The 11,524-nt window shown below is 44.5% G+C and carries 12 protein-coding genes and 3 pseudogenes; 9 read left to right on the forward strand and 6 right to left on the reverse strand.

The features are described from left to right. The 4 genes from AKL11_RS03410 to AKL11_RS03420 all read left to right on the forward strand — a co-directional run. On the forward strand, nucleotides 1-371 hold a 371-nt coding region (locus AKL11_RS03410), incomplete at its 5' end, for an ISAzo13-like element transposase-related protein (RefSeq protein WP_436404680.1). A 41-nt stretch (nucleotides 372-412) separates the two neighbouring features. After that, a complete protein-coding gene (locus AKL11_RS03415) occupies nucleotides 413-1,096 on the forward strand; it encodes a site-specific integrase (RefSeq protein WP_067515180.1) in 684 nt (227 codons plus the stop codon). Further along, nucleotides 1,096-1,233 carry a site-specific integrase gene (locus tag AKL11_RS25540; RefSeq protein ID WP_172807230.1) on the forward strand — a complete coding sequence of 46 codons (138 nt, stop codon included), beginning with the start codon at nucleotides 1,096-1,098 and terminating at the stop codon, nucleotides 1,231-1,233. Before AKL11_RS03415 ends, AKL11_RS25540 begins: the two co-directional genes overlap by 1 nt. 1,126 nt (nucleotides 1,234-2,359) lie before the next feature. Continuing rightward, nucleotides 2,360-2,863, forward strand: a complete 504-nt coding sequence (locus AKL11_RS03420; RefSeq protein ID WP_067515181.1) for a hypothetical protein — start codon at nucleotides 2,360-2,362, stop codon at nucleotides 2,861-2,863. On the opposite strand, the pseudogene AKL11_RS26185 reads toward AKL11_RS03420, so the two are convergent. After that, nucleotides 2,858-3,105, reverse strand: a pseudogene (locus AKL11_RS26185) (hypothetical protein); the annotation flags it as partial. The gene AKL11_RS03420 and the pseudogene AKL11_RS26185 sit on opposite strands and share 6 nt — an antisense overlap. 96 nt (nucleotides 3,106-3,201) lie before the next feature. Between AKL11_RS26185 and AKL11_RS03425 the strand changes: the two are divergent. Beyond that, a protein-coding gene (locus AKL11_RS03425; RefSeq protein ID WP_095210128.1) for an ISNCY family transposase occupies nucleotides 3,202-4,643 on the forward strand; the annotation gives its coding sequence in 2 pieces (ribosomal slippage) (nucleotides 3,202-4,432 and nucleotides 4,432-4,643; 1,443 coding nt in all). A 136-nt stretch (nucleotides 4,644-4,779) separates the two neighbouring features. Here the strand turns inward: AKL11_RS03425 and AKL11_RS03430 are convergent. The 5 genes and pseudogenes from AKL11_RS03430 to AKL11_RS03450 all read right to left on the reverse strand — a co-directional run. Continuing rightward, nucleotides 4,780-5,139 (reverse strand): annotated as a pseudogene (locus AKL11_RS03430) (hypothetical protein); the annotation flags it as partial. Nucleotides 5,140-5,157: 18 nt separating this feature from the next. After that, complete coding sequence (locus AKL11_RS03435; RefSeq protein WP_067515183.1) at nucleotides 5,158-5,724, reverse strand: hypothetical protein; 567 nt, start codon at nucleotides 5,722-5,724, stop codon at nucleotides 5,158-5,160. Between the two features lie 360 nt (nucleotides 5,725-6,084). Next, nucleotides 6,085-6,435, reverse strand: coding sequence for an IS66 family insertion sequence element accessory protein TnpB (tnpB, locus tag AKL11_RS03440; RefSeq protein ID WP_067515184.1), 351 nt, complete (start codon nucleotides 6,433-6,435; stop codon nucleotides 6,085-6,087). Beyond that, nucleotides 6,432-6,731, reverse strand: coding sequence for an IS66 family insertion sequence element accessory protein TnpA (gene tnpA / locus AKL11_RS03445; RefSeq protein ID WP_067515185.1), 300 nt, complete (start codon nucleotides 6,729-6,731; stop codon nucleotides 6,432-6,434). The genes tnpB and tnpA overlap by 4 nt, the downstream gene beginning before the upstream one ends. Before the next feature lie 221 nt (nucleotides 6,732-6,952). Continuing rightward, the gene (locus tag AKL11_RS03450; protein WP_067515186.1) at nucleotides 6,953-8,383 is read right to left on the reverse strand and encodes an aminotransferase class I/II-fold pyridoxal phosphate-dependent enzyme; all 1,431 of its coding nucleotides are present in this window, start codon (nucleotides 8,381-8,383) and stop codon (nucleotides 6,953-6,955) included. A gap of 163 nt (nucleotides 8,384-8,546) precedes the next feature. Here AKL11_RS03450 and AKL11_RS03455 point away from each other — a divergent pair, with 163 nt between their 5' ends. From AKL11_RS03455 to AKL11_RS03470, 4 genes and pseudogenes are all read left to right on the forward strand, one after another. Continuing rightward, a complete protein-coding gene (locus tag AKL11_RS03455; protein WP_067515187.1) occupies nucleotides 8,547-9,839 on the forward strand; it encodes an ISKra4 family transposase in 1,293 nt (430 codons plus the stop codon). Nucleotides 9,840-9,867: 28 nt separating this feature from the next. Next, nucleotides 9,868-10,095: pseudogene (locus tag AKL11_RS26575) on the forward strand (transposase); the annotation flags it as partial. Nucleotides 10,096-10,391: 296 nt separating this feature from the next. Continuing rightward, on the forward strand, nucleotides 10,392-10,646 hold the full coding sequence (locus tag AKL11_RS03465; RefSeq protein ID WP_067515189.1) for a hypothetical protein: 255 nt from the start codon (nucleotides 10,392-10,394) through the stop codon (nucleotides 10,644-10,646). Nucleotides 10,647-10,818: 172 nt separating this feature from the next. Next, nucleotides 10,819-11,524: C2H2-type zinc finger protein (locus AKL11_RS03470; protein WP_172807231.1), on the forward strand; the 706-nt coding region annotated here is incomplete at its 3' end.

An 11,524-nucleotide genomic window follows, 5' to 3' on the forward strand; every position in this document is an offset into this window, starting at 1 on the left:
GAGGTGGCAGTAACAGTGCTTCGTCGTATCTTTTCAAAGAGGATTTGCAGGCACTTTCAAACAGGCTGAACTTGAGAATTCGTATCGCTCATTACCCGTCGTATTGTTCGAAATACAACCCTATTGAGCATCGCGTATTCCCGCATATCACCCGTGCCTGCAAAGGTGTTCCTCTGGAATCCGTTGAGATGGCAAAGCACTACATAGAAAAAACAGAAACGACCAAAGGGCTGAAAGTGGTTGTAAGAATTATCGACAAAGTGTTCGAAACCGGGCGTAAATATGCCACTGACTTCAAAAAGAACATGGCCATTCAGTTCGATAAATTCTTGCCAAAATGGAACTATGTCGCCATGCCCTGTACCTGCTGAAATCGGGAAGTTATTCAGGGACTATTCCTAAAGAACGTCATATGGAAAAGGCTAAATCTATTCAGCTCACTAATGAGATCAAGTGCCGGATTGCACGAGATATCAAGATAGCCAAGCTCAAGGCAGCGCAGGACAAAAAAGGCAGGCGCTACGGCGATTATGGTCTGGAAGAATTTCAACCTTCGACTGTGACACGCCTGCTCATTCACATCGATTGTAGCAGGAGCCATGCCAGAAAAGCCTTGGCTGCTGCTTGGAAGTGGGGCCGAACGGCAATTGACGATATGCCACCTAATCCAATGAAGGAAATCGAAACAGAGCCTCGCAGATCAAGGGTGGATGTCTATGTGACGGACGAAGAGTACGAGGCCATGTATGCGTTCGTTGATTCCTACTGGAAAGCTATGATGGAGTTCGCTTACATCTGTCGTGCGCGAAGATCAGAACTTCAAAACATGACACGAGATCAGCTTCTTGAAAGCGGCGTTCAGCTAAAACGAGGCAAAGGGTCATGGGGCGAAATCACCACCTGGACACCAAGGCTTCAGCAAGCCTTAAAGACGCTTGACGAATATAATTCCGGTATGGAATTTGACTATGTCTTTGGAACCCAAAACACATATAAAGGTAAGGGAGTGAGACCAATGGCAGGTGTAAGAGTAGGAAAAAGCACACTGGATACCCAGTGGCAAAATCTGAAAAAAAAGCAAAGAAAGCCGGAATAATGAAACGCAACTGGAACTTTCACGATCTGAAGGCCAAAGGTATTACAGATCATGAGGAACTGATTTCAGGGCATAAAACCCTCAGCGCAAAACAGGTCTACATCAGGAAAACAATGATCGTGAAAGGCACCCGATAGTAGGCACTTACTTCCTTAGGAGGGGGTTAAGGCTTGAGCAGTTAATATGTAGTAACCATCAGGCCTGCTCCCCTCACCTCAATCTTTTAGCATCATAGTACTGCATCACAGCCATCCTAGCTCCGCGGACCCCGTACGTCACCATGCTTAGAAGCTTTCCATAGATGACAAGTTAAGAGGCTCGCTCCAGACTGTATTTTCACTTTCTAACAGGTATAAAAAAAGGGCTAATTCAGCCCTTTTTTATACGTCAATGGTTATCTAAATTAGACAAACGATCGTTCAAGAATTGCATAGATCTTTTTCTACAAAAGTTTTCTACAACTTTTTCTACATAAAGCCTTCCAAGAAGACTTACGTCGTTTTTTTAGAGCAATTACTCAGCTCTTGTTCATGATTGAAGAATATGTCCTCCCGATTTTCAATAAAATGTCCGGAATTACCTCAAAAAGCCACCATTCCAGCCCTTTTTCTACACATAAAATTGTCCGCTTTTTAGCTCCTGAACTTACAAACTGTCCGAAAAGTAACACTCAGATATGTCCGGAATCCTATCAAATAAGTTGTCCGATTCATAAACGGCATTTTTTTGATCAGATAAATTTTCAAAAAACCGATTAATAACCTTTATTATCAATAACTTACAAGACTTACTCGTATTTTCAACGCGCCGCTACGTGAAAACTAGCTTTTTTTCCGAGCTACTACCCCAGATTGCTGCGAGAAAGCCGTATTCGGCCTTTTTTATACTCTTTTTCATAAAATGACTCGTTAATAGCAACAAATATGCATAAAAAATCGCTAAGACCGGAGCTTTTCTAACTATTGGCGACTTACTCCCAATAGATCCCTGGAAAAACTTAGTTTCCGAGCTATTAATTATTCAATGATCACTCCCAGATCAGCATAATAATCACTCCACAAGCAGCATTTGAAGACGTACAAGGTATTCGGTTCTGGGCACATAGTATTGCTCCACCTAAAAGCTAGCTCCACTTCCCCTCTTCACCGGCTACAGTGCACTGCTGCATATTCAGGCTATTATCTTTGAGCGTGACCAACTTTGTCTGATATGATCCGTGACTAGTGAGAAGCAACGATGCAGGCTGTTTCCAAGGGAGTGCCAATGAGTCTTCATACTAATCTTGCTGGAAGATTGAGAAATACTAACCTGCCCAAAACGCATGGTCTGCTTCCTGTATTCGAAGCCGTTGTCAATTCGATTCAATCCCTTGAAGAAGCTGACCGGCTGTCTGATGGTCAAATTACTCTCGAAATTCTTCGTAATCCTCAGCAACCAATGCACTCTGAAAAAGAAGCTGAGCATGAAATCATCAAAGGCTTCAGGGTCACCGATAACGGCATTGGTTTTAATGATGCCAATATGAAATCGTTCGAAACGTTGGACTCCGACCACAAAATAGCAAAAGGCTGTCGCGGTATCGGGCGACTCATGTGGTTAAAAGCATTTGATCTGGCCGATGTTGAAAGCGTCTTCCAGCAAGGTGGCAAGTATTTTAAACGTTGTTTTTCATTTTCTGCCCAACACGGCGTCAAGTCAGAGCCCACCGCAGTCGAGGCACACGACACCGCAACAGGGTGCTCTCTCAGTCTGATAACTGACTCATAAGTCCACTTTCTGCTTGCCAGAGAGGATATTTGTCCAAAGTTGTTCCCATCGGCCTTACTTTGAATCAGTGATCTTGTATTCAGAAGCACTTCTGCTCCGGTTGCTTTCCATCGCATGCCTGAGGAACAAAGCCTCTGTTTGACTAATGTCTTACAAGCCGCTTCCGTCACCCCTGAACCTATTGGCCAGTGTCGTTTAAGAGCTTGATGATAATTCATTAGCTGATGGTTGTTGGTGAAGTAGTGCCTGTCCGAAAACCCTCAAGCACTTGAAAACAGGAGCCTGTAGACCCATATAATCCTCGAAGAATATCCAAAACAAGCTGTTTTCCAAATTTTATGCGTCAGACCATTAACTCACAAATGCAGTTAGGCGAGATTGATATCTCCGCCATCACGTTCAATCTCCGATCAAGGGATGATATTCCACGCTTGCTTCTGGCTTTGCAGTACATCTGGACAAACCAGGAGCTCAGAGTGCAGGTTTTTCAAGCACTTGAGGCGATGATTTCTACTGACCGCAACAATGGTCGCCCCGGTATGGACCTCTGGAAAATATTGGTTTTTGGCACCCTTCGACTGGTCATTAACTGCAACTATGACCGACTACTTGAACTGGCTAACGAACATGGCTCCCTACGCAAAATGCTGGGTCACGGACCCTATTGTGAGCACCAGTACAAACTACAAACCCTGCAGGACAACATTGCCCTGTTTACACCGGAAATACTCGATAAAATTAACCAGATTGTCGTTAAAGCCGGTCACCTGCTGGTAAAAAAAAAAGAAGAACCGATATGCGCCCGCGCCGATTCCTTTGTCGTAAAAACCAATGCCCACTTTCCGACGGATATTAACCTGCTCAGGAATGCGGTTCGCAAGATGACAGATTGGGCCACCACACTCTCTTGTCAACAGCAGGAAAGCCTATGGCGGCAGAGTCGCTATTTGCAGGAACAGCACAAGAAGCGGTTTCACAAGGCACGCAACCTCAAGCGGTCAACATCGACAAACGAAACACTCCGGGATGCTCGCCAGAATGATATCGAAGTTGCCCATGCGGATTACGTGGCTTACAGCCAGAAGCTTATCCGCAAAGCCGAAACTACCTTAAACCTCCTGAAAATTCGGACACCAGGAGATGGGCGGCTGAAAGAACTGGAGCGCTGGATAAAGGATGCAGACTACCAGTGTCAGCTAATTATCCGTCGTGTACTGAACCATGAATCCATCCCTCACAATGAAAAGATCTTCTCATTATTTGAGCGCCATACCGAATGGATCAGTAAAGGTAAGGCGGGCGTGCCGGTAGAGCTTGGCCTCAGGGTTTGTGTATTACAGGACCAGTTTGGCTTTACCTTGCATCATCTGGTCATGGAAAAGCAGACAGACGACCAGGTAACAGTAACCATTGCTGAAGGGGCCAAACAGCGATTTCCTGAAATGTCCCAGGTCAGTTACGACCGGGGCTTCTGGTCACCAGAAAACCTTGAAAAGTTGGAAGTCTTTCTTGACCGGGCGATCTTACCCAAAAAGGGAAGGTGGTCAGAACAGGACCGAAGTCGTGACGACACCCTGAGTTTATCAGAGCAAAAAGGAAACATTCAGCGGTAGAGTCTGATATTAATGCGCTGGAACAACACGGGCTAGATCGATGCCCAGACACTGGCATCGACGGTTACCGACGGTACGTAGCACTGGCTGTTTTGGGAACCAATCTGCACCGACTGGGTTCTTTGCTGCAAAAGGAAGCCAGCCAGGCAGCCCAAAAAGCAGCCTGAAGGAAAAAGCGCATCGGGTAAACGTTCGTCACCTTCAGGTGAGGATGGCGGGCACCGAAAAAACGCAAAACTGATCATAAAATGGTCACAAAGAGACAAAAAGTGGAGCTCCCACCGTGAACAGGTTGTATTTTATTCAAAAAAATCGGGTTAATGCTTGCTGAAGCGGATTATCAGCAGGTTTTCGGACAGGCACTACGTATACTACAGGGCGGCCTATTATTTTTTCCGGGTCTTTTTCTGATACCAGATACAAATCCGCAATGGTGGCGTCAATCTCATAGCGGCCTCCCGGCCCTATGTTCATGTATGCCGCAGTGCTGGTTAAAGCTCTTATATCTTTATCGTAGATTTTTGAAGGGGTGCGCTGCTTGATAACATCGTGCTTGCGGTAATTATTGTCGTAGAAATATCGGAACTGACGCATTGTTGGAATGCTTGTCTCGTCTGCATGAGGGTGACGAGACCTATACAAGCCAACAGCTTTGGTTTTAGCGGCTTTAAGTGATAACCCTTAATTTTGAATAAAAAATCCTGAAATAGCAAGATCAAAAATTTCCGCAATATCTTCAGTGACAATAATCCCCTCGCCACTGCTTACTGTTCTCTTAGGTCCAGTTTTTTTACCCAAGTTTCTTCTGGGCTTCCCCTTTGCTCCAGATAAGTGGTAGTCAGGAGTTAAGGCGTTAGGGCTCATTCCCCTCTGCCAATATCTGCGCAGTTGGCGAACAATATATCTACGCTGCTGTGGACTCTGTGCAGCCAACCCAATTAGGGTATTTCTTTCATTCTTAATCAGTAGCTTGGTGGGGTCACATAAAAGAGGAATTAGCACCTTATAAGCTTGATCCCTTTTTTGTTCTTCTATGCTTCCAGACTGGACAGTTTTCCATTCAAAAGGCTCATCAACTTCAAAATACGCTCCACCTTCAACCAGCTCATCAAATTCTGACTGCATGACCATATCAGGCCATGCATCCTCGTCACTTATACTGATTAGCCATAACCTATCAATGGCTTCAAATACAACCCTGTAACACTCTTTTGATTTACGATTTTGAAAGACAGAATTAAGAAGCATATTCAGCCTCTTCTCTTATATATTCTCTAGAAGAACTCAATAGTTCTGAGCACACCCATTGAGTAAAATGCTTTCCTATCGGAGCTTTGATATACCCATGGGCTATCGAAAACCTTAAAATCTCGACATGAGACCCTGATTCAAGCTGATAACAGAACCGTTTTGAAATGACGGAACATCTTGGAAAAATCTTGCATCAGTATAGGGCATAGAAACAATCGGACTGACTTCAATCTTGCGTCGCAGGCTGTCGGTACTCCCAATTCTGGTGACTGTCGTGATTTCAAACTCCATTGGCAGCTTGTATACCGTTAGGGATAGTTGACCGGATTTTATCAACCCTATGTGCAAGACTAACTTTCAAAGCGGACTTCGTGGTCTAGACAATGGGATCCACCATACAGGGCGGATGTCATAACCATCCAGTAACCGGTTCAGCACAGCGCCATCAATCGATTCAGGGGGCTTCAACACCGGGCGATTTAAAGCGAAACTTTCCAGTCGCTTATACCAGAGCACAAAGCCGTTTCGCTCCCAGTACAATATTTTCACTTTGTCCCTTTGTCGATTGCAGAAGACAAAGATCACCTGTGAGAAATGCGATTGGCCAACTTCCTGTTCAATCAGTGCCGCGAGGCCATCGATGGATTTACGCATATCAACATATTCGGCATACAGGTAAACGGGCACCTCTTTGGCTGGACGAATCATGGGTTGGCCTGAAGTGCGTGGATAAGGATGGCGGCCTGCTCCGGTGTTGCTTCAACCTGAACGTTATTTATGTGAAGTACCAGGGTTGATGGCATTTCCGGTTTTGGCATAGCAACGGCSAGAGGGATGACTTTGCTCTCAGTCTTTGGACTCAGCTTTCGCTTCCAGTAGCTCAACTGGTGAATGTTCAGTTGATGTTGTTTACACCATGCTGTCTGGCTGAGGCCGGACTGTTGCCAGTCCTGAATTCGCTGCAGCCATCGTTTCAGGAGTTGTTTGCGTTGGGCTGCTTTCATCTGAGTTTGCCCGAGTGAAAGCAGTATTGTTCAGGATTTTTCTGGTGGATTTAATGTGTGGAGAAATTACCTCTTACTGTCCGCTAAGGGGTGGATACTAGACACCAGGTGCGACTGGTGGAGAGTTGCCGTGAGGCTACTCCCTACCCCGATTTAGTCTTGATCTTAACCGTGTTTGTGTGTCTGGAGAACTATATCCGGTTCAGCTTTTTTACTCACCATCATTGACCTATAATGGACGGCAGGTCTTTTGAGATATGCGAATCACTTCTCTCGATTTTCGTATCGCCAAGAGTTGCATTGTATTTTTTTGCCCATGCTATTGAATCTGCAATAATGTCTACTGCTTTGATCAAAGTTTCGTGTTCATGTTCTGGACTCATGGACATGCGAAACCTTGCTTTTCCGCGGGCAACCACTGGGTACTCAAGGATAGTTGTTACCACTCCCATACGAAAAGCCTTTGCGCAGGCTAATCGGGCGATATTCTCAGAGCCTACATGTAGAGACACGATTGGTGATGGAGTGCCATAAACCTCAACTCCATGATGCTTCGCACGGTCTCGCGCAATTTGGATATTTGACATTAGTTTATTACGACGCTCGTTGCCCTCTTTACCAGCTACTAACTTCAGGCCTTCACGAGCTATTGCAATTTGAGTGGGAGATAACGAAGTCGAATATGTATAAGGTCCAGCAAACGAGCATGTTGAAAAGATGACGCCAAGATTAGATGTCGTTAGATATCCACCATTAGTCGAAAGGGTTTTCGAGAACGCACCCACCACGATAAGGTCTGGGTCACCCAGTGCATCTTGTTCACCTAGAGTGCCCTTGCCTTCTTTACCCGTACATCCAAAATCATGGCAAATATCTACCAATAGAGCTGCTTTCTGTGATTTGCAAATAGATAGCAGTTCTTTAATGTCAGGAGCATCCCCATCCATTGAATACAGTCCCTCTGTTACTACAAGCACACCTGCTGTTGGATTTTTGCTTCTGATTTCTTTTAGTTTTAAGTTTACTTCAGTATTGGATAGATGCTTGAATTTAATTACGTTATCGCATGACGCATATGCGCCCTGTTTTAAGCTTTGATGCGCGTACTCATCGATCAATACGTAATCATCCTTGCGTGCTACACCTGCAACTCCACTAAATGATGCTGCCCAACCTGTTGGGAACAGAATGCCGTATTCGTGACCCAAATATTCAGCGATCTCTTTTTGTAGCGCTCCAGATTCAGGAGAGTTTCCGAGTAACGGTCCAGTATTGATACTGTGAAGGCGTTTATCTGTTAGAGCATTGATTGCCGCTTTTTTTAGTTTAGGGTGATTTGATAAGCCCATATAGTCTACTGTCGATAGGTTGATTCCAGTAAACTCTCGTCCAGCAAGATCACGTACTGTAGCTTCGACATCAGGATCACCAACTACTTTGAGAAAGTGACTCATAACTCCTGCTTGTAAGCGACGACGATACCAGCCCTCTAAGCCTTGATAACGGTCAAGGATGTGCTCAGAGCGTGGATTGAAATAGCGCATTTGACCTTTTGTTAGTACGCCCTCGCCCTTCAATAACTCTCTATTTGGGAAGTTTTCTTCAAAGCTGTATAAATCGATTTTTGCTTGTGTTGTGTTCGACTTGTTCATTTGCTGTTCTCCGATATATTTATTTGATATTCCGTTAAAGTGATGGTTAATTCTTTTTCCAAGTTGCGCTCAAGCGAATGGGTGCTCTCTCTGAATAATTGAAACAAAAGAACTTCAATTGTACGACTATTATAAGAGACCGCTTTCCATAATAGACTCCGCCATGCCTGCTTCAATTGTGTCCAGCAATCGTGAAAAAATCGTTCTACAGATAGAGATCCCTATCGAAGCAGGCAATATGCTTGATCTTGAAAATAGTCTGCAAAAAACACTTAACGATGCTGGACAACTAGGGACTCAAGAGCTGCTTGGCCTCTTTGAACCAGCCAATAAAGAACCCATTGTCGTCAATAAACAAAAGTGGAGTTATAAGGGTAAAGTTCTGAAACACTATGAGTCCATGTATGGGAAAATACCTTTCAAACGTTCCGTCTATCAGGGAGTCAGAGGTGGTGTCACACTGTCGCCTTTAGATATAGATGCAGGCATTGTCGGATCAGCCACTCCTAAATTTGCAAAATCTCTCGCATGGAAGTATAGCCAAATGCCTGCCCCGGCAGTAAAAGAGGATTTCGAGGCTAATCATCAGAGAACACTCTCAAACTCCTACATCAAGCATCTATCTGACCGGGTTGGTGCCCTCATTGAAGAGCATTCCGATGCTGACCATGACTATGACTATGACCTTCCTCAACTTGATAAGCCCGTATCAACGGTAGCCATTGGGCTGGATGGCACCTGTATGTTGCTTTGTGAAGAAGGCTGGCGTGAAGCCATGTGCGGAACATTAAGTCTTTATTCAGCTGATGGTGACAGGTTGCACACGATCTATATCGGAAGTGCCCCGGAGTATGGAAAAGAAAGCTTCCTCACAAAATTAAACGACGAAATAACAGCGTTAAAGCAGAAATACCCTCAGGTAACTTATATCGGCGTTGCTGATGGCGCGAAAGAAAACTGGCGCTTTTTAAAACAGCATACTTCAGGACAGATACTCGACTTTTACCACGCCTCGGAATATCTAGGAGGTGTGGCGGAAGCACTCTTCCCAACTAGCAAAGCCAAGCGAAAACTGTGGCTTGAAGACAGGCTCCACTGCTTAAAACACAAGCGCGGGGGTGCTAAAAAGATCCTGCATGAGATTGAGTCAGCAGAGCTGCCTAAGAAAACCACTGCCCTAATAGAGAAGCGTTATAAAGCGGTAACCTACTTCACCAACAACCATCAGCTGATGAATTATCATCAAGCTATTAAACGACACTGGCCAATAGGTTCAGGGGTGACGGAAGCGGCTTGCAAGACATTGGTCAAACAAAGGCTTTGTTCCTCAGGCATGCGATGGAAAGCAACCGGAGCAGAAGTGCTTCTGAATACAAGATCACTGATTCAAAGTAAGGGCCGATGGGAACAGCTTTGGACGAACATCCTCTCTGGCAAGCAGAAAGTGGACTTATGAGTCAGTTATCAGACTGAGAGAGCACCCAGAAGACTTTCTGTGGCTGGTGTTGAAACATGTACTTCCCAGACGATTTCGACGGTCACGGGATTACGGTTTTTTACACGGAAACGCAAAAAGGAAACTGTCACTGGTTCAGCTGGTTCTGAATGTGATGGTCAAGGCCATCGAGCCCGTTATTCGCCCGCAATTCAAATGCAAACAGTGCGGTGAAGTAATGAACCACATTGCGTTTAGATTTCTGAAGCCCACCTGAAGAATTGATTCATAAAATAAGTATCGCCATTCACCAACATGGAGAAATAGTTAGTTCAGCCAGTCAGACAGGGAAATCAGACGCCAGACTACGTAATGCAGTGGTCGGGTAACGCTCATTCTGAATAAAGAGAGTTCAATATAAACGCTCTGATTYGATCGCCACCAAAAAAGAAAACTTCTATAGACCACCCTCACCAGAAATCAATCCGGGCTTGTGCAACAACCGGATAAGATTGCGGCTAAGCGCAATCTATCCTTATTCGTTATGCTTTTCTTTATTTGGAATTAGAAACTATGGACGCAGAAAGTAAATTAAAATGGCGGCTACCTCATGGGCGTGTGCCAGATGGGTGGATAGAGAGACACGCTGATATGGATGACTATGTGTTAAAGGTCTGGTTTTCATCCGGCGGTTTTTTTGAGGGAGCGTTGGTTCGATTGAGTACAGGTTCAAGGTTTAGACTGCATATCAATGCAACTGAGCTAGATGATGCTTGTCGAGAAGCTGGAAAGAGATGTATTCAGTTGATTGCGGCAAATAAAGCATAACCCCAAAATGTGCGGTGCCGGAGGCATCCGGTGCGCAGCACGAACACGATTTTATTGTTAGGCAGCACGATAAAGCATTACCGATACCAAGTCGAGGTGAGGTTCACCATGCAATTGAACTAAACAAACGAATGTCCGTCTAACATTTTTGACCAACGAACGAAATTCAATCATGCAAAATATTGCTATACAGAATACACCCAAAATTAAGTCTCTCGAAGGGATTGTAAATAAATTAAAAGAAAAAGTAGAACCAAAAGAAATTGGTTCAACTTTTGACAGAAGAACAGTGGCAATACAAAGTGAGCCTTTAGACCTTTCAATACCACGAAATACAGTTGCTGCCCATACAAAAACCGATTTCAAACAACAGGAATCTRTTACTAAGGAACTAGAGGATCGCAATGTTGGTGTGATTTTCAACCAGCAAACATCGAAGCCAGTCTCGAGTAAGAAAAAACATAAGTGCCAAACTTGCGACAAAGTATTTAATCGATTAGATTATTTAAAAGAACACGTCCGAATCCATACCGGCGAGAAGCCCTATAGTTGTAAAGTTTGCAAAAAATCATTTACTCAGAATAGAACTTTAAAAACACACGCCCTAACCCATACCGGTGAAAAGCCCCATAAGTGCGAAACTTGCGATAAATCATTTTCTCAAAAGTTTAATTTAAAAACACACGCCCTAACCCATACCGGCGAGAAGCCCTATCATTGCACTGAAATTGGTTGCGGAAAATCATTTTCTCAGAACAGTAATTTAACCACGCATATGCGAACCCATATCGGCGAGAAGCCCTATCATTGCACTGAAATTGGTTGCGGTAAAGCGTTTACACAAAAAGTCGGCTTAACCCGACATACCCGAACCCATA

The sequence above is a fragment of the Endozoicomonas ascidiicola genome (assembly GCF_001646945.1).
GTDB classification, from domain to species: Bacteria; Pseudomonadota; Gammaproteobacteria; order Pseudomonadales; family Endozoicomonadaceae; genus Endozoicomonas; species Endozoicomonas ascidiicola.

Excerpts from the sequence above, each read along its gene's own strand:
- AKL11_RS03435 (WP_067515183.1), bottom strand. The coding sequence starts at position 5,724 with ATGCTTCTTAATTCTGTCTTTCAAAATCGTAAATCAAAAGAGTGTTAC.
- AKL11_RS03415 (WP_067515180.1), top strand. The coding sequence starts at position 413 with ATGGAAAAGGCTAAATCTATTCAGCTCACTAATGAGATCAAGTGCCGG.
- AKL11_RS03450 (WP_067515186.1), bottom strand. The coding sequence starts at position 8,383 with ATGAACAAGTCGAACACAACACAAGCAAAAATCGATTTATACAGCTTT.
- AKL11_RS03420 (WP_067515181.1), top strand. The coding sequence starts at position 2,360 with ATGAGTCTTCATACTAATCTTGCTGGAAGATTGAGAAATACTAACCTG.
- tnpB (WP_067515184.1), bottom strand. The coding sequence starts at position 6,435 with ATGATTCGTCCAGCCAAAGAGGTGCCCGTTTACCTGTATGCCGAATAT.
- AKL11_RS03465 (WP_067515189.1), top strand. The coding sequence starts at position 10,392 with ATGGACGCAGAAAGTAAATTAAAATGGCGGCTACCTCATGGGCGTGTG.
- AKL11_RS25540 (WP_172807230.1), top strand. The coding sequence starts at position 1,096 with ATGAAACGCAACTGGAACTTTCACGATCTGAAGGCCAAAGGTATTACA.
- AKL11_RS03455 (WP_067515187.1), top strand. The coding sequence starts at position 8,547 with ATGCCTGCTTCAATTGTGTCCAGCAATCGTGAAAAAATCGTTCTACAG.